The organism is Nocardioides sp. NPDC101246, from assembly GCF_044767415.1.
GTDB lineage: Bacteria > Actinomycetota > Actinomycetes > Propionibacteriales > Nocardioidaceae > Nocardioides.
This window is the reverse complement of the sequence record NZ_JBIWNX010000005.1, coordinates 94,092-118,228: the sequence shown is the minus strand read 5'-3', so window position 1 is coordinate 118,228 and position 24,137 is coordinate 94,092. Positions and strand designations below refer to the sequence as shown.

The following is a 24,137-nucleotide window of genomic DNA, read 5'->3' as shown; positions in this document are numbered from 1 at the left end:
AGAACGTGTTACAGAAAAGACCTCGAAGGAGCACACCCGTGACCGCTCTCCCCGTGGATTTCGATCCGACTGATCCAGTGCTCAACGAGGAGCGCATCCCGCTCCAGGAGTTCATGGAGCTGCGCCGTACGGCTCCGGTCTTCTGGATCGAGCAGAAGCCCGAGGCGCGAGCCGGGTTCCTCGACACCGGCTTCTGGGCGGTCAGCAAGCACGAGGACATCCTCGCCGTCTCCAAGGACAGCGAGAACTTCAGCACCAACGAGAACGGCGTCATCATCCGGTTCGCGCCGGACATGACCCGCGAGCAGGTCGAGCTGCAGCGCGCGATGCTGATCCACCACGACGCGCCCGACCACACCAAGCTGCGCCAGATCATCAGCCGCGGGTTCACCCCGCGCGCGATCAACGCCCTCAAGGAGCGCCTGATCGAGCGCGCCAACGGCATCGTCGACGACGCGCTGGCCAAGGGTGAGGGCGACTTCGTCTCCGAGGTCGCCGCCGAGCTCCCGCTCCAGGCGATCGCCGAGCTGCTCGGCGTCCCGCAGGAGGACCGCCGCAAGCTCTTCGACTGGTCCAACCAGATGCTCGCCTATGACGACCCGGAGTACGACGCCGACCCCGAGGCCGCCTCGATCGAGATCCTGACGTACGCGATGATGCTGGCCGCCGAGCGCAAGGCCGACCCCAAGGACGACATCATCTCCAAGCTCGTCAACGCCGAGATGGAGGGCGGCGCGCTGGGCGATGACGAGTTCGGCTTCTTCGTCATCCTGCTCGCGGTCGCCGGCAACGAGACCACCCGCAACGCGATCTCCCACGGCATGCAGGCCTTCTTCGAGAACCCCGACCAGTGGGAGCTGTGGAAGAAGGAGCGGCCCGACACGATGGTCGACGAGGTGATCCGCTGGGCGACCCCGGTGACCGTCTTCCACCGCACCGCGATCAACGACGTGGAGGTCGGCGGCCAGCTCGTCAAGGCCGGGCAGCGCGTCGGGCTCTACTACGCCTCGGGGAACCACGACGAGGACGTCTTCGACGACCCCGACACCTTCGACATCACCCGCGAGCACAACCCCCACCTCGCCTTCGGCGGCCACGGCGCCCACTACTGCATCGGCGCCAACCTGGCTCGGATGGAGGTGCGGATCATGTTCGACGTGATCGCCGACCGGATGCCCGACCTGAAGCCCAACGGCTCACCGCGCCGGCTGCGTCACGCGTGGATCAACGGGATCAAGGAGCTTCCCGTCAGCTACGCCTGACCGGGAATCTTCACATTGGAGAAGTGGGGCCGGCGGAACGGATAGTGCGCCGGCACCCACTTCTCCAACGCTTCGTGGACCACCTCGTAGAGCCCCTGCTGATAGGCCTCGGTGGTCACCCACCAGCTGACGTCGACGTCGTACGCGGCAAGCTCCTCGCTCAGCTCCTGCCGGACGCCCAGCGGGTAGAGATAGGCGCACCCGACGTAGCCGAGGCCGGGCGTCTCCAGGACGTAGGAGAACGACTTGTTCTCCTTCCACTCACCCTCGTGCCAGACCAGGTCGATGTAGTCGTCCTCCTCCGACGTCGGCCCCTCCGGCCACCCACCGCCCCGGGTCGCGTTGATGAGCTCCCGGTCGGCGTTGATGGCACGTACGTCATCGGCCAGGCACTCGCGCGAGAGCGGCCGCGCCGTCAGGTCGCCATGGGTGAGCACCCGCGGCGCCTCGAACCCGTCGGGGACGACGAGCAGCTTGCTCAGTCCTGCGTAGCTCATGGCACAGCACGCTATCGGAGGCCGTGGTTCAGGTGGACAGAACGGGAGTGGCTCGCGTCAGCGCATCGTCACGACGATCTTGCCCTGGTTGTCGCCGCTCGCGAGACGTGCGTACGCCGCCACCGCCTCGCTCAGCGGGAACGTGCTGTCGATGACGGGCGTGACGACGTCGCTCGTCACCAGCGCGGTGATCGCCTCGAGGTGTGTGCGCGACTGGGGCACGACGAGTACGCCGACGTCCTTGCCGGTCCGTGCCTTGACGATCGGGCGGGCGGGCAGGGCGGCGAGGAGGATCCGGGTCGAGCCGCCGACGATCCGGTAGGTGCCGCCCGGGCGCAGGGCGCGGTGGACGCGGAAGGGGGAGCGGTGAGCGACCAGGTCGACGATCAGGTCGTAGCGTTCGCGGTGGTCGGCGTGATCGGCCCAGTCCTCGGCCTCGAAGTCGACGGTGGTGCTCGCGCCGATCCGGTGCATGAAGTCGGCCTTGTCGGCCCGGTCGACGGCGGTGACCTCGGCGCACCGGGCCTTGGCCAGCCCGACGACGAGCGGTCCGCCCGCACCGCCTGCGCCGTTGACCAGCACCTGGTCGCCCGGATGCACTCGTCCTTCGACGGCGCGCCAGGCGATGCAACCAGCCTGCGGGAGGGAGGCGGCTTCGACGTACGACATCCCGGCCGGCTTGCGTGCGAGCAGCCGCGGCTTCGTGGTGACGTACTCGGCCAGCCCGCCGCGGTAGCCGGCCAGTTCCCCGAAGACCTCGTCGCCGACGGAGAGCTCGCTCACCTCATGCCCCACCGCTGAGACCACGCCCGCGATGTCGGATCCCGGCACCGGCTGCCGGGGTCTGCGCAGGCCGCCGACGCGCGAGTAGAACGGCGAGCCGGCGAGGTTCTCCCGGTCGGACCCGTTCAGCGAGCAGGCATGGACCTCGACCAGCACCTCGTCGGCCGTCGGCTCGGGCACCGGGAGATCAGCCATCTCGACCGCGTCGAGCCCGCCGTACGTCCTCTGGGTCAGCGCCAGCATCGCTGCCTCCTGTCTCGCGAGGCAACGCTAGCGCTCCGGCCGGAGGCCGACATCCGGTTTCGCCGGGGTCAGTCGCGGAAGTGCGGTGAGCGCTTCTCCTTGCGCGCGGCGACGGCCTCCTCGAAGTTGCCGGTGAGGAGGCGGACTAGGAGCTGGCCGAGGCCCTCGCCGTGCATGTGCTGCTCGAAGCTCCCAGCGCTCTGCGCGTCGATGAGCGTACGTTTCGTGAGCTCGACGCCCGGGCGGCTCCATCGGGTGATGGCGCTCGCGGTCTCCAGGCAGCTCTCGATCAGCTCGTCCTCGGGTACGACGCGGGAGACCAGGCCGGTGAGCGCGGCCTCCTCGGCACCGATGTCGCGTCCGGTCAGCATCCACTCCGCAGCGCGGGAGGAGCCGACGGCGCGGGGGAGCAGGTAGCAGAGCCCCAGCTCGCTGGCGGTGAGGCCGTTGTTGATCCCGGCCGCGCGGAAGTACGCCGAGGAGGCGGCCACCCGGATGTCGCAGGCCAGCGCCAGGCACAGCCCGCCGCCGATCGCGGCGCCGTTGACCGCCGCGATGACCGGCTGATGCATGGTGCGGAGGGTGAGGACCAGGTCCTCGAGCACCTCCATCGCACGCAGCGCCACCGACACCGCGGTGAGCCCCTCGATCCCCGGCATCCGGCCCTTCTCGCCGCTCTGGTCCGCACCGGAGCAGAAGCCGTGGCCGGCCCCGGTGAGGATCACCGCACGCACCGAGTTGTCGGCCGAGATCTCCTCGAGCCGGGCGACCAGCGGCACGATCACGTCGAACGCCATCGAGTTCATCCGCTCCGGCCGGTTCAGCCGCACCACCGCGACGTCCTCGGTCGGTCGCTCCACCTCGACGTACGTCATCTCAGAACTCCTTCAGCACATGTCGAGCCGGCTCATCCTGACGCCGATCCCCGCCGAGTCGGCGCGTCATGACGAGCCGACTCGACGCGGCACTTGGTCAGGACGAGCCGACTCGGCGGGGTCAGTTGGTCGGGGGCTGCGAACCGACGACCCACATCGAGAAGAACTGCGACCCGCCGCCGTAGGCGTGGCCGAGTGCGCGGCGGGCGCCGTCGACCTGGTGCTCGCCGGCGCGGCCCCTGACCTGCAGGGCGGCTTCGGCGAAGCGGAGCATGCCGGAGGCGCCGATCGGGTTGGACGAGAGTACGCCGCCGCTCATGTTGACCGGGAGGCTACCGTCGAGAGCGGTCTCGCCGGCCTCGGTGAGCTTCCAGCCCGAGCCCTCGGCGGCGAAGCCGAGGTTCTCGAGCCACATCGGCTCGAACCACGCGAACGGCACGTAGATCTCGGCGCAGTCGATCTCGCGGGCCGGGTCGGTGATCCCGGTCGCCTTCCACAGCGCCGCCGCCGCCTCGCGGCCCGCCTGCGGGTTGACCTGGTCGCGCTCGGCGGCCGAGGTGGGCTCGGAGCGCATCACGGTGCCGTGGATCCAGGCGGGCGCCTCGTACGTCTTGGCGACGTCCTCGGCGGCGATCACCATTGCGCAGGCACCGTCGGAGGACGGGCAGGTCTCGTCGTAGTGGATCGGGTCCCAGAGCATCTGGCTCGCCAGCACGGACTCGACCGTGGTGCCCTCGTTGTGCAGGTGCGCGTAGGGGTTCTTCAGGGCGTTGTTGCGGTCCTTGGCCGCGACGATCGCACCGATGTGCGAGGGCGCCTCGGCGCGGCGGATGTAGGAGCGTACGTGCGGGGCGAAGTAGCCGCCCGCGCCCGCGTGCACCGGCATCACGAACGGCACCGGTACCGAGAGCGCCCACATCGCGTTGGACTCCGACTGCTTCTCGAAGGCCACCGTGAGAACGCGCTTGTGCACACCGGCCTGCACCAGCGAGGAGGCCACGATGGCGGTCGATCCGCCCACCGAGCCGGCGGTGTGCACCCGGAGCAGCGGCTTGCCGGCCGCGCCCAGCGCCTCGGCGAGGTAGAGCTCGGGCATCATCACGCCCTCGAACAGGTCCGGTGCCTTGCCGATGACGATGGCGTCGATCTCGTCGAAGGTCAGCCCGGCGTCCTCGAGCGCCCGGTCCATCGCCTCGCGGCACAGCCCGGCCATCGAGACGTCCTCGCGCTTCGCGCGGTGGTGGGTCTGGCCGATCCCGACCACGGCGGCTGGGGTCTTGCCCATCAGTTTCGTCCTTCCATCACGCACACGAGGTTCTGCTGCAGTGCGGGCCCGCTGGTCGCGTGGCCGAGCACCTTGTCGGCCGACCCGTCCCAGATCCGCTTGGCGGCCTCGCCGATCCGGATCGCGCCGGCGCTGAACATCGGGTTGGCGGCGAGCGCCCCGCCCGAAGGACTGACCGCGACGTCGTCCGCGAGGCCGAGCGCGGAGCGCAGGACGAGCTCCTGGTGGCTGAACGGAGCGTGCAGCTCGGCGACCTGGACGCCCGCGGTGCCGCCCACGGCAGCCGCCGCCCGCTCGGCCGATCCGGAGATCGTCAGATCGCGGGTGCCGAGGTGGAGGCCGTCGGAGCTGTGCGCGATCCCGGTGATCCAGGCCGGACGCTGGTTGGCGTCATAGGCCCGGTCGCCGGCGGCGAGCACGATCGCGGCCGCGCCGTCGGTCACCGGAGCGCAGTCGTGCTTGCGCAGCGGGTCGGCGAACATCGGCCGGGCGAGCAGCTCGCCCACCGAGGAGCCGCCGGCACGGACGGCGTACTCGTTCTTCTCCGCATCGGTCAGCGACCGGTTGACGACCTCGGCCAGAGCGGTCTCGTCCCAGAGCCCGGCGTCGAGCCCGAGGCGCGCCTGGAGTGCGGCCAGGGAGACGGTGTCGGGCCACAGCGGCGTCATCGTGTAGGGGTCCAGCTGCAGCGTCAGCGTCCGGCGCAGCACACCGGCCGACGCCTTGCCGAAGCCGAAGACCAGCGCGGTGTCGACCTCGCCGGTCTGGATCTTCAGCCAGGCCTCGTACAGGGCCCAGGCGGCGTCCATCTCGACGTGCGACTCGTTGACCGGGGGCAGCACCCCGATCGCGTCGATCGCGCTCACGAACGAGAACGACCGGCCGGCCAGGTAGTCGGACGAGCCCGAGCACCAGAAACCGATGTCCTTCTTGGCCCATCCGGTCTGCTCGTAGCACTCGGCCAGGATCGGTACGAGCAGCTCGGCCATGCTCGGCGACCCGTCGAAGTCCTTCATCTGTCGCTGGGCGAACCCGACGACGGCAACGTCTCTCACTGAGCGCTCCTCACAGGTGGTGCTTGTAGCTGTCGAAGTCCGCGTCCGGCTCGTCGGCCGGCGCGAAGTGGCTGATGTTCTCGATGCTGGTGCCCCACTCGTCGCGCGGCTTCCAGACCGCCTCGACCCGCATGCCCATCCGGACCTCCTCGGCCGGGATGTCCAGGATCAGGTGCTGCAGCGCGATGTCGGCGCCGTCGAGGAGGACGTACGCGGAGACGTACGGCGGCTTGATCTTCTGTCCCAGGAACGGGACGTTGACGATGCAGAAGGTGGTCACCGTCCCGACCTGGGAGAGCTCGACCTCCTCCGCGGTCGGCACCCCGTCGGTCGGACAGGCGCCGCGCGGCGGGACGTAGACCTTGCGGCACTTCGGGCACCGCTGGCCCAGGATCCGGCCCTCGGCCAGGCCGCGGAAGAACGAGGACTCCTCCGGCGAGGCCGCGTAGTGATAGTCGAGGCTGACCGGGGTCACGATCCGGCTGACGTCGTCACCGGCGGCGGGTGCCGGGGTGGCGGCACGGTCGCCGGTGTCGGGTTCGAAGACGAGGTCGTTGACCGAGCCGGTCCGCTCCTCGGACCATCTGGCTCGGACCTTCATCCCGGTCTCGATGTCGTCGGGGGAGGCGACGTCGACCGCGTGCAGCCACGGGGTGCCCGCGCCGTCGACGGTGATCAGGGCCCACGCGAACGGCCTCTCGAACGGCTGGCCGGCGACGGGCTCGCTGACCCAGGTCCACGAGGTGACCGTGCCGGTGTCGGGGAGCTCGACGAACTCGGTCACGGCCTGGTGGCTGACCGGGTCGTACTCAGGTGGTGGGACGGCGACTCGACCGTCGGCGAGGCGGCCGCCGACGATGGTGGCGTCACGCAGCCCGGTGAGGAAGCGGCCGATCACCGGGCCTGTGGATCTGGTGTAGTCGAAGGCGACCGTCACGGGTGCCTGAAGGGTGCGACTCATGCCGCCACCTCCGTAGCGCATGCGCCAGGATACGGAGGTGGCGGCAAGAGGGCTTCTATGGTCACTCGCTGGCGCTCGTTCATGACAGAAAGTGAAACACGTTCTAGTATTGGCCACAACCCGTAAGAGGCGACGAAGGAGTCGATGAGAGTGAAGCTGGGGCTACAGCTGGGCTACTGGGGAGCACAGCCACCGACCGGGGTGGGCGAGCTCGTCGCCGCCGCGGAGGAGGCCGGGTTCGATGCGATCTTCACCGCCGAGGCGTGGGGGAGCGACGCGTTCACGCCGCTGGCGTGGTGGGGCCGGGAGACCTCCCGGGTCCGGCTCGGCACCTCGATCGTGCAGATGTCGGGACGTACGCCGACCTCGATCGCGATGCACGCGCTGACGCTCGACCACCTCTCCGGTGGGCGGTTCGTCCTCGGGCTCGGCGTGAGCGGCCCGCAGGTGGTGGAGGGGTGGTACGGCCAGCCGTTCGGCAAGCCGCTGGCCCGCACCCGCGAGGTCGTCTCGATCGTCCGCCAGGTGCTCGCCCGAGAGGCGCCGGTGACCAACGACGGGCCGCACTACCCGCTGCCGTTCACGGGCGAGGGTTCGGTGGGGCTCGGCAAGCCGCTCAAGCCGATCGTGCACCCGCTGCGCGCCGACATCCCGATCTGGCTCGGCGCCGAAGGCCCCAAGAACGTCGCGCAGACCGCCGAGATCGCCGACGGCTGGATCCCGATCTTCTACACGCCGCGGTCGGCCCCGATGTATGCCGACTGGCTGGCCGAGGGCTTCGCCCGACCGGGCGCGCGGCGGACCGCCGACGACTTCGAGATCGCCGCGACCTGCCACCTCCAGGTCGTCGCGAACGCGGAGGAGAAGCGGGCGGCGCTCGAGGCGATGAAGCCGTTCGCCGCGCTCTACATGGGCGGGATGGGCGCCAAGGAGCAGAACTTCCACAACCAGGTCTTCGAGCGGATGGGCTACGCCGAGCTCGCCGGCCAGGTCCAGGCCCTCTATCTGACCGGCGAGAAGGAGAAGGCCACCGCGCTCATCCCCGACGAGCTCGTCGACGACCTGCACATCATCGGCACCGAGGGCGAGGTACGCGAGAAGGTGGCCCAGTGGGAGGAGACCGGCGTGACCACCCTGCTGCTGAGCCTCGGCTCGGCCGCCGACGTCCATCGCATCGCCGAGGTGATCGGGTGACCCGGGGGCGCGGGCAGATTCCCGCCATGGCGGGAATCTGGCGGCGCGTAGGCCGGCCGACCCGGGCATTTTCCCGCCATGGCGGGAAAATGCCGCCTGCCAGCGCAGGGGCCGGGGGAGGGATCTGAGTGGGGACGTACGCAGTCACGGGGTCGGCTTCCGGCATGGGCGCCGCGGTGGTCGAGCGGCTCCTGGCTGCCGGGCACCGGGTCGTGACGGTCGACATCGCCGAGGCTGATGTGGTCGCCGACCTGTCGACGCCCGAAGGCCGCCGCGACGCCACCGAGAAGGTGCTCGCCGCGTGCGGCGGCCGGCTCGACGGGGCCGTCCTCGCGGCCGGTCTCGGGCCTGCGCCGGGCCGAGAGCGGCCGGCGCTGATCACCGAGGTCAACTACTTCGGCGTCGTCGAGCTCCTCGAAGGCTGGCGCGAGGCGCTGGCCGCGACCGGCGGGGCGAAGGTCGTGGTCTTCTCGAGCAACTCGACCACGACGATGCCGCTGGTCCCGGGCCGGGCGGTGGCCGCGCTGCTCGAGGGCGACGCGGAGCGGGCGCTGAAGGCGTACCGGATCTTCGGGAAGGGGGCGCCGGCGATGGCCTACGGCGGCTCGAAGGTCGCCGTGACCCGCTGGGTGCGGCGGCGCGCGGTCGAGCCGGACTGGGTGGGATCGGGGATCCGGCTCAACGCGATCGCGCCGGGCGCGGTGCTGACGCCGTTGCTGGAGAAGCAGCTGGCGACACCGAGCGAGGCCAAGCAGATCAAGTCCTTCCCGGTGCCGGCCGGAGGCTACGGCGACCCGGGCCTGCTCGCCGACTGGGTGATCCACATGCTCGGGCCGGCCGCGGACTTCATGGTCGGCAGCGTCGTCGTGGTCGACGGCGGCACCGAGGCGTGGTTCCGGGCCGACGACTGGCCGCGGCCGGTGCCCGGCCGGCGGCTGCGGGGCTATCTGCGCAGGATGCGCGAGTTCAGGAAGGAACGCCGATGACCGACTCGACCACCGATCCGCTGGCCCCGGCGACGCTGGGTCCGGTGACCCTGCGCAACCGGGTGATCAAGGCGGCGACGTTCGAGGGCGCCTCGCCCGGGGCGCTGGTCTCGGACCGGCTGATCGACTACCACCTCGCCGTCGCCGAGGGCGGCGTCGGGATGACCACGGTCGCCTATCTCGCGGTGGCCCCGGAGGGACGTACGCATGCCGACTGCATCTACTGGCGCCCGGAGGCGCTGGCCGGGCTGCGGCGGCTGACCGACGAGATCCACGCCACCGGCGCCAAGGTCTCGGCCCAGATCGGCCACGCCGGCCCGGTGGCCAACGCCAAGTCCAACGGGGTGCCGTCGCTGGCGCCGACGCGGTCCTTCAACGCGCTCGGGATGGCGTTCAACCGCGCCGCGACCGCCGCGGACCTCGCCCGGGTGGTCGAGCAGCACGCCGCCGCGGCAAGGATGGCGGTCGAGACCGGGTTCGACGCGATCGAGGTCCACCTCGGCCACAACTACCTGCCCAGCTCCTTCCTCAGCCCGCGGCTCAACCCGCGCACCGACGAGTTCGGCGGGTCGCTGGCCAACCGGGCATCGTTCCCTCGCCGGATCCTGGCCGCGGTGCGCGAGGCCGTCGGCGGCCAGGTCGCCGTGCTCGCCAAGATGAACATGCGCGACGGCTACCGCGGCGGGTTCGACCTGCCCGAGTCGGTGGAGTTCGCGCGCCTGCTGGAGTCCGACGGTCATCTCGACGCGCTCGAGCTCACCGGCGGCTCCTCGTTCATGAACCCGATGTACCTCTTCCGCGGCGACGCCCCCTACCGCGAGATGGCGGCCAACATGCCGCTGCACCCGGTGATCAGGATGGGCATGCGGATGGTGGGGAAGGGATTCTTCAAGGAGTACCCCTACAAGCCGCTCTACTTCCTCGACAACGCCCGCGAGTTCCGGCGCGCGCTCACGATGCCGCTGGTGCTGCTGGGTGGGGTCACCGACCTGACCGGGATGCGCACCGCGATGGACGAGGGCTTCGAGTACGTCGCGATGGCCCGCGCGCTGCTCCGCGAGCCGGACCTGGTCAACCGCCTACGTGCCGACCCCGAGACGGTGTCGAGATGCATCCACTGCAACCTGTGCATGTCGACCATCTATCCGGGGACCCATTGCCACCTCGACGACGAGCACGTCTACGGTGAGGCTCACCCCATTCTGCAGCCCCCATCCTGCTGAGCTGATTCCTGAAGGCGAGGATCCAGATGTCGATGCACTACGGACGTTCCCAGCACCCGCAGGCGCCTCCCGGATACGTCCACGACGACATGACGAAGGCCGAGATCAAGGAGCGGGAGGCCACCCTGGTCCCGCTCACCGACTCGGTGCGCAGGCTCGTCGACGCGGTCGTGCGCACCCAGGTCGCGGACTCGGTCCTCGATGACGTACGCGGCCGGGTCGAGGCGCTGACCGACGAGCTGCTCGCCGAGGCGCTTCCTGGCCCGCACGGGGTCCGGTTCGGCTCCGACGGCGGCTTCCGCAACTACGGCAACCCGGTGGTCGGGAAGGGGAACGCCTTCGCCCCGCCGGTGGCCGTCCAGCGCGACGGCGAGGACGTCTGGGCCGACTTCGAGCTCGGGCCCGCGTACGAGGGACCGCCAGGACTGGTCCACGGTGGCGTCTCGGCGCTGATCCTGGACCAGATGCTCGGCGAGGCCGCCTCGGCGGGCGGTCGACCCGGGATGACCGGCACCCTGACGATCGTCTACAAGCAGGGGACGCCGCTGGGTCCGCTGCGCGGTGAGGCGCGGATCGCGTCGACCGAGGGCGTGAAGGCGATCGTGCGCGGCCGTCTGCTGACCCGCCCGGCCGACGGCTCCGAGCCGGTGGTGTGCGTCGAGGCCGAAGGGATCTTCATCCTGCCCCGCTGGGCGCGGGAGCAGGTGGACGGGGGAGACCGGGAGCACGTCGGCGACGCCTGAGACTCCCGCTCCAACCTCTAGAACACGTTCTAGTTTCGCGATAGGGTGCGGGCATGGATACCAGCCGCATCGGTCCCCACAACGGTCATCTGATGGTCTCGGCGCTCGAGCGTCACAAGAACCGTCCGATCATCCATCTCGGCGACGTGAGTCTGACCGGGGCGGAGGTGTCGGCGCGGATCAGCCAGTACGTCCAGGCGTTCGAGGCGCTCGGCGCCGGCACCGGCTCGGCGACCGCGCTGCTCGCACTCAACCGCCCCGAGGTGCTCTTCATCCTCGGCGCCGGCCAGACCCAGGGCTTCCAGCGCACCTCACTGCACCCGCTGGGGAGCGCCGAGGACCAGGCGTACGTCATCAACGACGCCGGCATCACCGGCCTGGTCATCGACCCCTACTTCGCCGACCGTGCGGTCGAGCTGCTCGAGCTGTGCCCCGGGCTCAAGCAGGTGCTCACCATCGGGCAGGTGCCGCCGCAGCTGGCGGAGGTCGGGGTCGACCTGGTCGCCACCGCGGCGACCTACGACGTCGAGCCGCTGCGCGCGAGGCTGCTCCCGCCGGACCATGTCACCTCGATCACCTACACCGGCGGGACGACCGGGAAGCCGAAGGGCGTGATCGGGCTGGCCGGGTCGTTCGCGACGATGACCCAGGTGCAGCTCTCGGAGTGGGAGTGGCCCGAGGCGCCCCGGTTCCTGATGTGCACGCCGCTCTCGCACGCCGGCGCCGCCTTCTTCGTGCCCGTCGTGATCAAGGGCGGCACGCTCTTCGTGATGCCGAAGTTCGACCCCGCCGCCGTCCTGGAGGCCATCGAGCGGGAGAAGATCTCCTCGCTGATGGTGGTCCCGACCATGCTCTACGCGCTCCTGGACCACCCCGACTCCCGCACCCGCGACCTGTCCTCGCTCGAGACCATCTACTACGGCGCCTCCGCGATCAACCCGGTGCGCCTGGCCGAGGCGATCGAGCGGTTCGGGCCGATCTTCGCGCAGTACTACGGCCAGTCCGAGGCGCCGATGGCGATCACGTACTTCGCCAAGGGTGACCACGTGAACCCGGACGGTACGCCCGCGTCCCACCGCCTCACCTCGTGCGGTCGTCCCTCGGCGCTGGTGCGCACCGCCCTGATCGGCGTCGACGGCAAGCCGGTCGCCCCCGGCAAGCCCGGCGAGATCTGCGTCGCCGGCCCGCTGCTCTCCGGTGGCTACTGGCAGCTGCCCGAGGTCACCGCCGAGACGTTCCGCGACGGCTGGATGCACACCGGCGACGTGGCCCGCGAGGACGAGGACGGCTTCTGGTACATCGTCGACCGCACCAAGGACATGATCGTCACCGGCGGCTTCAACGTCTTCCCCCGCGAGGTCGAGGACGTCATCGCGACCCACCCCGCGGTCGCCCAGGTCGCCGTCATCGGCACCCCGCACGAGAAGTTCGGCGAGGCGGTCACCGCCGTGGTGGTCCCGCGTCCCGATGCCGTCCTCTCGGCCGAGGTCGTCGCCGAGATCCAGGCCCTGGTCAAGGAGCGGAAGGGTTCGGTCCAGGCGCCCAAGTCGGTCATCGAGATCGACGCCATCCCGATGACCGCCCTCGGCAAGCCGGACAAGAAGGCACTGCGCTCTCGCTTCTCCCAGTGACGTGAGCCAGGCGTAGCCCGCGACCGGAATCCTGTCGATCCGACACGAGAGCTCGGCGGTCCCACTACGCTGACTGCTCATGTCAGGCGCGACGGCGACGGGTTATGGGGTCCTCGCCAAGACTCTGCACTGGCTGGCCGTCGCCGCCTTCGTGCTGCAGTTCGCCGTCGGCTATGTCATGTCGACGGAGGTCGACTGCGACCCGCCGGGGGAGGACCGCAGCGGCGGTGACACCTCCGATGCCGAGGAGGAGCGACTGGACCGCCTCGAGGAGGCGTGCGAGGCCGCAGCGGGTGAGGAGGGCGCGCTCGCCACCGCCTGGGCCGACCTGTGGGACGGCCGGATCGGCCTCGACGGCATCGCTCTGCCCGAGCTGCACCTCCTGCTCGGCCTGGCGATCCTATTGCTCGGTGGCCTGCGGCTGGGGTGGCGTCTGATCGCCACGCTGCCGCCGTGGGACCCGCGACTGACCGCGACCGACCGGCGGGTCGCCCATGTGACCGAGCGGGTGCTGCTCGCGATGATGTTCGTCGTCCCGCTCACCGGCCTCGCGCTGGTGGCGGTCTCCGACGACCTGGTCGCGCTGCACGTGGCAGCCCACGTCGCGTTCTTCGTCGCGCTCGGTGCCCATCTGCTGCTGGTGCTGCGTCGTGGGCTGCTTCCCCGGATGCTGCCGGGGGCTGGGTAGGTCAGCGTCCCTTGAACTCGGGCTTGCGCTTCTCCAGGAAGGCCTTGGGGCCCTCCTTGGCGTCCTCGGAGGCGAAGACGGCGGCGCCCACCTTGGCGTCGTCGGCCCAGGCCTCCTCCTCGTGCTTGCCCTCGGACTCGCGCATGGTGCGGAGGATCGCCTGGACGGCCAGCGGCCCGTTGGCGGCGATCATGTCGGCGAGCTCGTGGGCCTTCTCGAGCGCGGTGCCGTCGGGGACGACATGGCCGATGAGCCCGAGCTCCTTGGCCTCGGGGGCGAGCAGCGTACGTCCGGTCAGCAGCAGCTCGGCGGCGACGGTGTAGGGGATCTGGCGGGGGAGACGGACCGCGGAGCCGCCCATCGGGTAGAGCGACCAACGGGCCTCGGCGACGCCGAACTTGGCCGACTCGCCGGCGACCCGGATGTCGGTGCCCTGCAGGATCTCGGTGCCGCCGGCGATGGCGGGACCCTCGACGGCCGCGATGAGCGGTTTGGTGAGCCGGAAGCCCTTGAGCAGCCCCTTGAGCACCGTCGGGTCGAAGCCCTCCTCGAACGACTCCGAGGGCGGCTTCTCGTCGGCCTTCTTCAGGTCCATCCCGGCACAGAAGTAGCCACCCGCGCCGGTCAGGATGCAGACCCTGATCTCCGGGTCGGAGTTCACCCGGTCCCAGGCGTCCTCCATGATCCGCAGCATCTCGGAGGAGAGGGCGTTGCGGCGCTCGGGACGGTTCATCGTGACGATGAGCTTGTGGCCGTCCTGCTCGACGATCGCGTGCGGCTGAGCAGAAGTTTCTGTGATCGGCATAACACCAGACCCTAGCGGAAAACTGAAACGTGTTCTAGTCTCGCACTCATGGCGCTGAACCTTGCTGACCTCTTCGAACACGCCGTCGACGCCGCGCCCGAGAAGGTGTCGGTCCAAGTCGGCGAACGCAAAGTGACTTACGCGGAGCTGGAGCGTGAGTCCAACAAGCTGGCCCACTACCTGGCCGGCCAGGGGATCGGGAAGGGCGATCACGTCGGGCTCTACTCCAAGAACTCCGTCGAGCACGTCATCGCCCTGCTCGCGATCCTCAAGATCCGTGCGGTGGCGATCAACGTGAACTATCGCTACGTCGCCGGCGAGCTGGAGTACCTCTTCGGCAACGCCGACCTCAAGGCCCTGGTCCACGACCGCGTCTACGCGCCGCTGGTCGCCGAGGTCTCCCCGAAGCTGGAGGGGCTGACGACGTTCGTCGCCGTCCCCAACCCGCTCGAGCCCCACGACGACTCCGACCTCAGCCCGTTCGGCGGTGTCACCCTCGAGGAGGCCTTGGCCGGGCAGTCCGACGCACGCGACTTCGGCGAGCGCAGCGCCGACGACATCCACGTCATCTACACCGGTGGCACCACCGGCTTCCCCAAGGGCGTGATGTGGCGCCATGAGGACTTCTGGCGCGTGCTCGGCGGCGGCATCGACTTCATGACCGGCGTGCCGCTGGAGGAGTACGACCAGTCCAAGCAGGCCGCCGGCGACGGGCTCATCACCCTGCCGCTCAGCCCGCTGATGCACGGCGGCGCCCAGGCGAGCCTGCTCATGCACCTCTTCGCTGGCCAGGTGACGATCCTGGAGCCGAAGTTCGACCCGGTACGCACCTGGGAGATCGTCGACCGCGAGAAGGTCCAGATGATGTTCATGACCGGTGACGCGATGGCGGTGCCGCTCATCGACGCGTACGAGGCGGGCCCAGGTAATGGGCAGAGCTTCGACGGGCAGAGCCTGTTCGCGATCGCCTCCAGTGCCGCGATCTTCTCCAAGTCGGTCAAGGAGCGCTGGATGAAGGCGTTCCCGAACGCCGTCTTCACCGACTCGGTGGGCTCGACAGAGACCGGCTTCCAGGGCACCGGCCTGCAGGACGCCTCCGCCCTCTCCACCGACGGACCTGTGGTCACCGCCGGCCCCCACACCGCGGTGATCGGCGACGACGGACACCCGCTCGACCTGGCCACCGACGTCGGCAAGATCGGCCGCACCGCCCGCAAGGGCCACGTGCCGGTCGGCTACTACAGGGACCCCGAGAAGTCGGCGAAGACCTTCGTCGAGATCGACGGCGAGCGCTACGCGATCCCGGGCGACAACGCCCGGATCGAGGAGGGCGGCCGGCTCACCCTCCTCGGGCGCGGCTCCAACTGCATCAACACCGGCGGCGAGAAGGTCTACCCCGAGGAGGTCGAGGCCGCCATCAAGGCGCACCCCGACGTCTACGACACGCTCGTCGTCGGCATCCCGGACGAGCGCTACGGGCAGGCCGTCGCGGCAGTCGTCGAGCCCCGGCCGGGCGCCACCATCGAGCTCGAGGGGCTGCGTACGTTCCTGCGGGCTCACCTGTCCGGCTACAAGCTGCCGCGTGCCCTGACGATCGTCGACGAGGTTCCCCGCAACGCCACGGGCAAGGCCCAGTACCCCAAGGCCAAGGAGATCGCCCTGGCCACCCAAGCGACCGCAACAGAGCAGGACCCCGAAGGAGCAGAGGCATGATCCGTACGGCACTGTGCGAGGCGTTCGGGATCGACTACCCGATCTTCGCCTTCACCCCCTCCGAGCACGTGGCCGCGGAGGTCTCCAAGGCCGGCGGGCTGGGCGTGCTGGGCTGCGTACGCTTCAACGACGCCGAGGAGCTCGACCGCACCCTGACCTGGATGGACGAGAACACCGACGGGAAGCCGTACGGCGTCGACGTCGTGATGCCGATGAAGGTGCCGACCGAGGGCACCTCGACGGACTTGTCCGCCTACATCCCGGCCGAGCACACCGAGTGGGTCGACAAGACTCTGCTCTCCCTGGGCGTGCCGCCGCTGCCGGAGGGGGAGGGGCGCGAGGGGGTGCTCGGTTGGCTGCACTCGACGGCGCGCTCGCACGTCGACGTCGCGCTGCAGCACCGGCCGGTGCTGATCGCGAACGCGCTCGGCACCCCGCCCAACGACGTGATCGAGAAGGCCCACGAGCATGGGGTGAAGGTGGCCGCGCTCGCCGGCGCCCCGAAGCACGCGGTCTCGCACGTCTCGAACGGCGTCGACATCATCGTCGCCCAGGGCTACGAGGCTGGTGGCCACACCGGTGAGATCGCGAGCATGGTGCTCCAGCCCGACATCGTCGACGCGGTCGGGCCGGACGTACCGGTGCTGGGTGCCGGCGGGATCGGCTCGGGCCGTCAGATCGCCGCGTCGCTGGCGCTGGGCGCGCAAGGGGTCTGGACCGGCTCGATCTGGCTCGGCACCTCGGAGTACCGCAACCTCAACACCCACGCGGGCTGGGAGAGCGCCTTCACCCGCGCCACCTCCGCCGACACCCGCCGGATGCGGATCTACACCGGCAAGCCCGCGCGGCTCCTGAAGTCGAAATGGACCGACGCCTGGGAGGCCGAGGGCTCGCCGGCGCCGCTGCCGATGCCGCTGCAGAACCTGCTCGTCTCCGACGCCCACAACCGCATCAACGCCGCCGGGGATCCCGACGTCGTCGCGATGCCGGTCGGGCAGATCGTCGGCCGGATGAACGAGGTACGTCCCGTCGCCGCGGTCATGGCCGACCTCATCGCCGAGTTCGAGGCGACAGTCAAGCGCCTGGACGCGATCGCCGAGGGCTAGGCCGCCGGCCCTCAGAACCACCAGGGCGCCGGCTCGGATCACCGAGCCGGCGCCCTTCTTCATGCCGGTTTCCCTCGTCGCCTTACCTCAGCGCGCTATCGCACACCATGGTCGCTGGCGCCGCTATCGCACCCGACAACCCGCCCAGAGGCGGGTGAGGACTGACAGGATGGACGCGTGACGATCTCGAGCTACGTACGTGACGGACTCACCTTCGACGTGGTCAACTCGGGCCCGAGCGACGGTGACCCGGTCGTGCTCCTGCACGGCTTTCCGGAGCGGGCGAGCTGCTGGAGCGAGGTGTCACCGATCCTGCACGCGGCCGGCTTCCGCACCCTCGCCCCGGACCAGCGCGGCTACTCGCCGGGCGCCCGGCCGCGTACCCGTCTCGGCTACGGAGCCGGCCGGCTGGTCGAGGACGTGGTGGCGCTCATCGACGAGGTCGGCCGGCCGGTGCACCTGGCCGGTCATGACTGGGGGAGTGCGGTCGGTTGGGGAGTGGCGGCGAAGCGGCCCGACCTGGTTCGGAGCTGGACCGCGATGTCGGTGCCGCACCCGGTCGCGTTCGCCCGGTCGATGAAGGGCCCGCAGCTGCGGAAGTCGGCCTACATGGCGCTCTTCAACATCCCGTTCCTGCCCGAGGCGGTCGCCGGGCGCGGTGGCCGCATGGAGCGGATGATGCGGGGGAGCGGCTGGAACGAGGAGGACGTCGAGCGCTTCCGCGAGGAGATCGTCGACTACGGCGCGCTGCCCGGCGGTCTGGGCTGGTATCGAGCCCTTCCCCTGGCCCCGCGCTTCGGCCGGGTCTCGGCCCCGACGACGATGCTGTGGAGCGATGGCGACGTCGCGATCGGCCGGACCGCGCTGGAGGGCAACGACGACTTCGTCACCGGCCCCTACGAGTTCATCGAGCTGACCGGGGTCAGCCACTGGATCCCCACCAAGGCCCCCGAGGCCGCCGCCTCGGCGATCCTCGGCTCCATCGCCAAGGCCTCCTGAGCCCTCAGCCAGCGCTGCCGACGCTCGGCGAGGTCGCCCGCGGCGCGGTGTCACGCGCCTCGATCGCTGCACGGACACCAACGATCCCGGCGCGGATCATGTCTCCGTACGCTCCTGGTGGCAGCGCCGCTGCGCGCTCATCGGCCTTGCCGATGTGCTCGGCGGCTGCGTCGAAGGCGCCCAGGCGGCGCAGGTTGTCGGCGATGTTGAGGTGCAGGCTCGGGTAGAAGCCGGCGACCGCGAGGCCGGCGTGATGCTCGCCGGCCCGATCGTCGGTCAGTGCGCCTGCTGCGTCGAGGGCGCGTACGTCCCACACGAGTGCCTCGGCGGGTTCGGGGTGCAGGTCGGCGAGGTAGTGGGCGAGCGTGCACCGGTGAAGGGGATCGCCCAGCACCCCGAGGTCTTCCCAGATGGCGAGCAGCTCCTGTCGTGCTCTGGCGGTCTGGCCTTCGTGGCCGAGGGTCACTGCGGCGGTGATGGCGTCCATCGTGGGAGCAACAGCTGGGGTCGCGGTCATGCCTCGATGCTGGGGCTTCGACCGACCTGAAGGTCAAGAGTTGAGTACGCGGGCTCATCACGCCACGCGGTGGCGCCGCGAGACTCGTGGCATGCTCGCTTTCGACCGCCCGGCCAGTGTCCGTTGGCGCATCACGCGCGTGCCCTGGTATCCCGTCACTGCGGCCCTTTCATCCGTCGTGGCTCTCCTTGCCGTCGCGAAGCTGGCCGCGAACTGGCTGGATGTCTATCTCGTCTTCTTCGGCGAGCAGCCGCAGATCGAGCCGTCGAACATCACCGCCTACCGCGTCTGGGGTGCGATCGCGCTCGTCGCGCTCCTCTGCGGCGTCGCCGCCCACATGCTCAACCCCGACCGCCGAATGCTCGGGACCCTCTGGCAGGTTCTGCTGGTCGTGGGCGGTGCCGCGATCCTCGTGCTCTGCTACATCCCTGGTGCGGTGGATCTGCCGGCGCCGGAGCGGGAGGGCGACGGCTACCGCGCCCCGCCCTGCTACTCCGGCGGCGACAACGACGAGTGTGTCGGTGGCTGAGCCGGCCCCTCGGCTCCTCAGGCGTCCGTCGGCGAGGAGAGCACCGTGACCTTCCTGGACGCCTGTGGCCGAGAGGCTCCCTCCGCAGCACGCCAGAGCGCAGCGGCGAGCCACAGGGCGGCGACGGCGACGAGTACGCCCCAGACGATCCGCGCGGCCTGCGGGAGGAAGAACTGGGGGAGCATGGTGACGAGGAGAGCGGCGAGCGGGACGGCGCTCCAGCGGGGGAGGGAGCCCGAGCGCCAGACCGCGATCGAGGCGAGCACGGCGGCGACTGCGACGAGTAGCAGTCCGATCGCGAAGACGGTCATCGCGGTCGGGTCGAGGCGGAAGTCGTTGCCGACGTCGGTCAGGCTGGCGTCGCCGTCGGCAACGGCGCGCTCGCCGATGGCCTTGAGACCGTAGACCTCGGCGCCGTAGTAGGAGATGGTCAGTCCGGAGCCGATGTAGCCGATGACGGCAGCGAGGTGTGCGGTCCTCTCCTGAGGCGTACCGTCGAGGAAGCCGCGGATCGCGCCATAGCCGAGCGGGATGAGGATGAGGCCGACGATGGCGCTGATGTGCGCAATGCTCCAGCCGGCGGAGGCCCACGAAGCGGCGCCGTCGAGTGTGGTCTCGTCAGCGCGCGGGGCTGCGATCTCGTAGACGGCGAAGAGGAGACCGGCAATCGCCAGTGCGATGGCGCCCATCCGGGTTCGGTGGTCGGGGTAGACATGTGGGGTGGTCACTGCGGGCTCCTTGATGGATGCGAAGAGAGCACTGCTCTCAATTGCGAGCGATGATTCCATAGATCCGACTGCGCCGCACGCGCTTTTCTCCGGCGTTCTGAAGATGCGCATCCCAGGTGGTCCTGGGGTCTCTACGTTCGTCGGGTGAAGCGGATGTCGCCGTTGGGTAGGCGTTCGTGGAGGTATTCCGGGTCGTGGGCGCGGTGGTGGTGATGGGAGCAGAGCAGGGCGGCGTTCTCGAGGTCGGTCGCGCCGCCTTGGGCCCATTCGATCCAGTGGTGTGCTTCGGCCCAGGTGCCGGGGATGTCGCAGCCTTCGGCTTCGCAGGTTGCTGATCTCAAGAGGAGGGCTCGGCGTTGGGCGGCGGTGAAGAAGCGTTCCTTGCGTCCGAGGTCGAGGACTTCGGAGTCTCTGCCGAGGACGGCGGGGAGGATGTTGGCGGTGCAGGCCAGCCGTCGGGCTTCGGCGGCGGTGATCGGCGTGCCGCCGGGGATCTGGGCGATGCCGGCTTCTTTGCGGAGCTGGTCGATGTCGATGGTGACGATCACCGTGGTCGCGTCCCCGCCGTGGATGGGGAGCCGGGCCGGGTCGAGGGTCTCGAGGAGCTGGCACAGCGCGCGTCCGAGGCGGCGGGCGTAGGGCAGGTACTCGCCGGTCTCGGTGCGGGTCCCGTCATCACGCCGCGGTGACGCGAAGGCCTCCAGGTTGGTGGCCAGCCGGTCCGCGGCCGCATCCGGGATGACTGCTGTGATCCGGGTGGTGCCGTCCCCGAGGCGTCGCATCGCCAGGCGGGTCTTCTTGCGGGCGTGGGCTTCCTCGGCCGCGAGCCGGCGGGCTTCTTCGGCTTCGGCGATCTCGGGGGCGATGACGTCGAGGATGCGGCGGCCGAGGCGGCGGAGCTGGGTGGGGTCGAACCGGGTCGCGTAGGCGACCAGCGCTTCTTCGGCCATGATCTTGATCTCCGGGTCGAGATCAGCGGGCAGGTCGTCGAGAGCGTTGACGATGACGTGGGCCTGGGCGCGGTTGCAGTCCCCGGTGCGCATCGCGGCCGCCACCCGGCTGTAGTTCCGGTCGAGGGCCTCGGCGAGTCGCAGGTCGGCGCGCAGGGTCTCGGGGCGTTGGTGGGTGCGGTGATGCAACCAGGCCGCGACATCCCGGGCCGCGGACTCGGCCGCGACGTCCTCGGCGGTGGCGAGCACCCGGAGCTCGAGCTCGGCCAGCTGCGCCTTGGCCCGGGCGATCTCGAGCAGCGTGGCGGCCTTCTGGTCGGTGGCGATAAACACCGGGTTCGCTTCCGCGACCCCATCGAGGATGCCGGTGATCGCGACCACGGCCGAGAGCACAGGATGCTGTGGTTGTTGCAGCGTGGTCATCGAAGCGGTCACCTCCCGACGTACGAACTCTTCACACCCGCGCATGCGGATGTGTTCTGGTTCGCTGGTCTCGGAGGCCCGGCAGTACGGGCTATTACTTACCCTCGCAGCTCAGCGTTCACGCCCCTGGTTCCCCTGGATTACCCCACCCCCGTTGTGTCTCGAGTGGAAGGGCACGCCTCTTTCGAGGTGGTCGGCCATCACGTTTACGCCTGCGCCGAGCCTACCACACAAAGCAAAACCAATGAACCCAATCAGGGACAGGTATCCCCAACCAAACCCAGACCGCTGCTGGAAGGCGCATAAGACAGCCAAATGGCACCCAGCCCAGACACCCTGGTTCGAAATCTCCCAACCCAGACACCGTATTGGCCCCACCCGCGCTGGAACCCAAGCACGAGACCAAACGGACACACATCCACATCCCCGCCCGAACGCGGCGAGCGAGCCGGCCAGCACTGCCCCAACGCGCTATCGCACACCGATGTCGTCTGGCGCGATACAGCACAGAAAAACGCCACAAAAGAAGGGGCCCCGGCAACTACCGGGGCCCCTCAAGGAGAAGCGGATCAGGACGCCGCCAGCGATCGTCCGATCCGCAGCGCCTGCTCCGTAGCCCCACCGAACACGAACTCGAATCGCTTCGCGGTCGTGAAGTAGCGATGGGCCTCGCCGTCGAGGTCGATGCCGACACCGCCGTGGACGTGGACGGTGGTGTGGGCGAGGCGGTGGGCAGCGTCTGCGGCCCAGAGCTTGGCGACTGCGACCTGGTCGTCGGCGGGGAGTCCCGAGGAGACCCGCCAGACGGCCTGCCAGAGGGTGAGCCTCTGGGCGAGTACGTCGATGAACCCGTCGGCCAGCCGCTGAGAGACGGCCTGGAACGTACCGATGGCGCGGCCGAACTGCTCCCGGGTCTTGGCGTAGGACGAGGTGAGCTCGAGGGCTCCCTCGGTGATGCCCAACAGCTCGGCGGCCGCGGCTACGGTCAACAGCGAGCCGAGACGGTCGGCGGCAGCGGAGTCCCCGACCCGACGAGCGGGGGCCGAGGTGAACGAGACCAGCGCGGTGACGTCGCCGTCGCTGGTGTGCTGGGCATGGCGGTCCACGCCCTCGGCCGAGGCGTCGACCAGGAAGACCCCGACGGTGCCGTCCGGCTCCGAGGCGGTCACCAGGAAGGCGTCGGCGATCATCCCGGCCCTGACCAGCGTCTTCACGCCGGTGACCGTCTCGCCCGTGGCGACGACGGTCGGGGAGTCGGGCAGGTGGGAGTGCTCCTCGGCGACCGCGGCCGTCAGGACCCGCGAGCCGTCGGCGACACCGGCCAGGGTGTCCGCAGCGGTCTCCGAGAGGAAGAGGCCACACGGCCCGTGCACCGCGAGCGGCACCGGAGCGACCCGGCGTCCGGCCTCGACGAGCACGCGGCACAGCTCGACGAGCCCGAGCCCGGCGCCGTCGTACGCCTCGGGCAGATGCAGCCCGAGCAGCCCGGCCTCGCCGAGGGCGGACCACAGAGCGGTGTCGAAGCGGCCGCGGTCGCCGGCGTCCGCCTCGACCGTACGCAGCCGGTCGACGCCGGTCGCGTCGCCGATGATCTTGGCCGCGAGCTCGGCGGCGTCGTCGGATTCGGTGGTGAAGGAGAAGTCCATGGTGTTCTCGCAATCGACTGTGTTGGTCTCGACACGCTCGCTGACGCTCGCGGCTCGACCGACCGGTGGATGGGTCAGCGCTTGGCGGCAGGCAGGCCGAGGCCCACGTACCCGATGATGTCTCGCTGGATCTCGTTCGTGCCGCCGCCGAAGGTCATCACCAGCGAGGAGCGGTGGAATCGCTCCAGGCGGCCGGCGAGCGCGGCGCCGGGGGAGTCGGCGGTGATGCCCGCGTGCGGGCCGACGATCTCCATGAGCGTCCGGTAGACCTCGGTGGCGAGCTCCGAGCCGTAGACCTTGGTCGCCGAGGCTTCGGCCGGCGAGAGCGCGACCCCGTGGTCGGCGTCGGAGGCGAGCTTCCAGTTGATCAGGGAGAGCGCCTCGATGCGAGCGTGCGCTCGCCCGAGGGCCAGCTGGACCCACTCGGCGTCGATCACCCGGCTGCCGTCAGGCGCGACCGTTGTCCGCGCCCACTCCTTCACCAGCCCGATCGAGTGGACCAGTGGCGCCGCGGAGGTGAGTGCGACCCGCTCGTGGTTGAGCTGGTTGGTCATCAGCGCCCAGCCGCCGCCCCGCGAGGAGACGAGGTTCGACGCAGGTACGCGTACGTCGGAGTAGTAGGTCGCCGAGGTGCCCACCCCGGCCACGGTCTGGACCGGCGTATAGGAGAAACCCGAGGACGACGTGGGCACCAGGATCATCGACAGGCCCTTGTGGCGCGACGCCTCCGGTTCCGTCCGGCAGGCGAGCCAGATCCAGTCTGCATACTGGATCAGCGAGGTCCACATCTTCTGGCCGTTGATGACCCACTCGCCGGTGCCTTCGTCGAGCACCGCCTTCGTCTGCAGCGAGGCGAGGTCCGTCCCCGAGCCCGGCTCGGAGTAGCCGATCGAGAAGTGCAGCTCCCCGGCCAGGATCTTCGGCAGGAAGTACGCCTTCTGCTCGTCGGTCCCGAACCGCATGATCGTCGGACCGACCGTGTTGAGCGTGAGATAGGGGATCGGCACCCCGGCCACCGCGGCGGCGTCGGTGAAGATCAGCTGCTCCACCATGGAGCGGTCCTGGCCGCCGTACTCCTTCGGCCAGCCGATCCCGAGCCAGCCGTCCGCGCCGATCTGCCGGATGGTCGAGAGGTAGACCTCCTTGTCGGCCTCGTCTCCGAACTCGCCCGATGCCCGCGCGAGCGCGGCACGGCGCTCCGGCGTGACCAATTGGGCGAAATAGGAGTTGAGCTCTGAGCGAAGTTGCTCCTGGGCGGGTGTCAAGGCCACATGCATGTGATAAAACTAGAACAG

At 69.9% G+C, this 24,137-nt stretch carries 23 protein-coding genes; 11 read left to right on the top strand and 12 right to left on the bottom strand.

Annotated elements, in window-relative coordinates:
* Positions 1-38: 38 nt before the first annotated feature.
* Positions 39-1,262, top strand: coding sequence for a cytochrome P450 (locus tag ACIRON_RS10640; protein ID WP_402992297.1), 1,224 nt, complete (start codon positions 39-41; stop codon positions 1,260-1,262).
* Here the strand turns inward: ACIRON_RS10640 and ACIRON_RS10635 are convergent.
* The 6 genes from ACIRON_RS10635 to ACIRON_RS10610 form a co-directional block, all read right to left on the bottom strand.
* Positions 1,253-1,759, bottom strand: coding sequence for a GNAT family N-acetyltransferase (locus ACIRON_RS10635; protein WP_402992296.1), 507 nt, complete (start codon positions 1,757-1,759; stop codon positions 1,253-1,255). The two genes, ACIRON_RS10640 and ACIRON_RS10635, sit on opposite strands and share 10 nt — an antisense overlap.
* Positions 1,760-1,816: 57 nt before the next feature.
* Positions 1,817-2,785 (bottom strand): NAD(P)-dependent alcohol dehydrogenase, encoded by a 969-nt coding sequence (locus ACIRON_RS10630; protein WP_402992295.1) that lies wholly within the window; start codon positions 2,783-2,785, stop codon positions 1,817-1,819.
* A gap of 68 nt (positions 2,786-2,853) precedes the next feature.
* A complete protein-coding gene (locus tag ACIRON_RS10625; RefSeq protein WP_402992294.1) occupies positions 2,854-3,660 on the bottom strand; it encodes an enoyl-CoA hydratase in 807 nt (268 codons plus the stop codon).
* A gap of 121 nt (positions 3,661-3,781) precedes the next feature.
* Positions 3,782-4,945, bottom strand: coding sequence for a thiolase domain-containing protein (locus tag ACIRON_RS10620; protein ID WP_402992293.1), 1,164 nt, complete (start codon positions 4,943-4,945; stop codon positions 3,782-3,784).
* Positions 4,945-6,000 (bottom strand): thiolase domain-containing protein, encoded by a 1,056-nt coding sequence (locus ACIRON_RS10615; RefSeq protein WP_402992292.1) that lies wholly within the window; start codon positions 5,998-6,000, stop codon positions 4,945-4,947. The genes ACIRON_RS10620 and ACIRON_RS10615 overlap by 1 nt, the downstream gene beginning before the upstream one ends.
* A 10-nt stretch (positions 6,001-6,010) precedes the next feature.
* Positions 6,011-6,961 carry a Zn-ribbon domain-containing OB-fold protein gene (locus tag ACIRON_RS10610; protein ID WP_402992291.1) on the bottom strand — a complete coding sequence of 317 codons (951 nt, stop codon included), beginning with the start codon at positions 6,959-6,961 and terminating at the stop codon, positions 6,011-6,013.
* 144 nt (positions 6,962-7,105) lie between these two features.
* On the opposite strand from ACIRON_RS10610, the gene ACIRON_RS10605 reads away from it, so the two are divergent.
* The 6 genes from ACIRON_RS10605 (at position 7,106) to ACIRON_RS10580 (ending at position 13,426) form a co-directional block, all read left to right on the top strand.
* Positions 7,106-8,155, top strand: coding sequence for an LLM class F420-dependent oxidoreductase (locus ACIRON_RS10605; protein WP_402992290.1), 1,050 nt, complete (start codon positions 7,106-7,108; stop codon positions 8,153-8,155).
* A 128-nt stretch (positions 8,156-8,283) separates the two neighbouring features.
* Complete coding sequence (locus ACIRON_RS10600; RefSeq protein WP_402992289.1) at positions 8,284-9,141, top strand: SDR family oxidoreductase; 858 nt, start codon at positions 8,284-8,286, stop codon at positions 9,139-9,141.
* The gene (locus ACIRON_RS10595; RefSeq protein ID WP_402992288.1) at positions 9,138-10,364 is read left to right on the top strand and encodes an NADH:flavin oxidoreductase; all 1,227 of its coding nucleotides are present in this window, start codon (positions 9,138-9,140) and stop codon (positions 10,362-10,364) included. Before ACIRON_RS10600 ends, ACIRON_RS10595 begins: the two co-directional genes overlap by 4 nt.
* Before the next feature lie 26 nt (positions 10,365-10,390).
* Positions 10,391-11,107, top strand: coding sequence for a PaaI family thioesterase (locus tag ACIRON_RS10590; RefSeq protein WP_402992287.1), 717 nt, complete (start codon positions 10,391-10,393; stop codon positions 11,105-11,107).
* Between the two features lie 53 nt (positions 11,108-11,160).
* Entirely contained in the window at positions 11,161-12,738 is a 1,578-nt protein-coding gene (fadD8, locus tag ACIRON_RS10585; RefSeq protein ID WP_402992286.1) for a fatty-acid--CoA ligase FadD8, read from the top strand.
* A gap of 79 nt (positions 12,739-12,817) precedes the next feature.
* Complete coding sequence (locus ACIRON_RS10580) at positions 12,818-13,426, top strand: cytochrome b/b6 domain-containing protein (RefSeq protein ID WP_402992285.1); 609 nt, start codon at positions 12,818-12,820, stop codon at positions 13,424-13,426.
* Between the two features lies 1 nt (position 13,427).
* Here ACIRON_RS10580 and ACIRON_RS10575 read toward each other — a convergent pair whose 3' ends face one another.
* Entirely contained in the window at positions 13,428-14,231 is an 804-nt protein-coding gene (locus tag ACIRON_RS10575) for a crotonase/enoyl-CoA hydratase family protein (RefSeq protein WP_402992284.1), read from the bottom strand.
* Between the two features lie 48 nt (positions 14,232-14,279).
* Between ACIRON_RS10575 and ACIRON_RS10570 the strand changes: the two genes are divergently transcribed.
* From ACIRON_RS10570 to ACIRON_RS10560, 3 genes are all read left to right on the top strand, one after another.
* Positions 14,280-15,944, top strand: coding sequence for an acyl-CoA synthetase (locus ACIRON_RS10570; protein WP_402992283.1), 1,665 nt, complete (start codon positions 14,280-14,282; stop codon positions 15,942-15,944).
* On the top strand, positions 15,941-17,050 hold the full coding sequence (locus ACIRON_RS10565; RefSeq protein WP_218131216.1) for a nitronate monooxygenase family protein: 1,110 nt from the start codon (positions 15,941-15,943) through the stop codon (positions 17,048-17,050). Before ACIRON_RS10570 ends, ACIRON_RS10565 begins: the two co-directional genes overlap by 4 nt.
* A 177-nt stretch (positions 17,051-17,227) precedes the next feature.
* A complete protein-coding gene (locus ACIRON_RS10560; RefSeq protein WP_402992282.1) occupies positions 17,228-18,049 on the top strand; it encodes an alpha/beta fold hydrolase in 822 nt (273 codons plus the stop codon).
* A gap of 4 nt (positions 18,050-18,053) precedes the next feature.
* On the opposite strand, the gene ACIRON_RS10555 is transcribed toward ACIRON_RS10560, so the two are convergent.
* Complete coding sequence (locus ACIRON_RS10555; protein WP_402992281.1) at positions 18,054-18,566, bottom strand: hypothetical protein; 513 nt, start codon at positions 18,564-18,566, stop codon at positions 18,054-18,056.
* A 178-nt stretch (positions 18,567-18,744) separates the two neighbouring features.
* Between ACIRON_RS10555 and ACIRON_RS10550 the strand changes: the two genes are divergently transcribed.
* The gene (locus ACIRON_RS10550) at positions 18,745-19,095 is read left to right on the top strand and encodes a hypothetical protein (RefSeq protein ID WP_402992280.1); all 351 of its coding nucleotides are present in this window, start codon (positions 18,745-18,747) and stop codon (positions 19,093-19,095) included.
* 17 nt (positions 19,096-19,112) lie between these two features.
* On the opposite strand, the gene ACIRON_RS10545 is transcribed toward ACIRON_RS10550, so the two are convergent.
* The 4 genes from ACIRON_RS10545 to ACIRON_RS10530 all read right to left on the bottom strand — a co-directional run bounded on the left by ACIRON_RS10545 (position 19,113) and on the right by ACIRON_RS10530 (position 24,119).
* Complete coding sequence (locus tag ACIRON_RS10545) at positions 19,113-19,823, bottom strand: hypothetical protein (RefSeq protein WP_402992279.1); 711 nt, start codon at positions 19,821-19,823, stop codon at positions 19,113-19,115.
* Positions 19,824-19,954: 131 nt separating this feature from the next.
* Positions 19,955-21,196 carry a DUF222 domain-containing protein gene (locus ACIRON_RS10540; protein ID WP_402992278.1) on the bottom strand — a complete coding sequence of 414 codons (1,242 nt, stop codon included), beginning with the start codon at positions 21,194-21,196 and terminating at the stop codon, positions 19,955-19,957.
* Positions 21,197-21,765: 569 nt separating this feature from the next.
* Positions 21,766-22,842: an acyl-CoA dehydrogenase family protein gene (locus ACIRON_RS10535; protein WP_402992277.1), complete on the bottom strand. Its 1,077-nt coding sequence runs from the start codon at positions 22,840-22,842 to the stop codon at positions 21,766-21,768.
* Positions 22,843-22,916: 74 nt separating this feature from the next.
* Entirely contained in the window at positions 22,917-24,119 is a 1,203-nt protein-coding gene (locus ACIRON_RS10530) for an acyl-CoA dehydrogenase family protein (protein ID WP_402992276.1), read from the bottom strand.
* Positions 24,120-24,137: the final 18 nt, after the last annotated feature.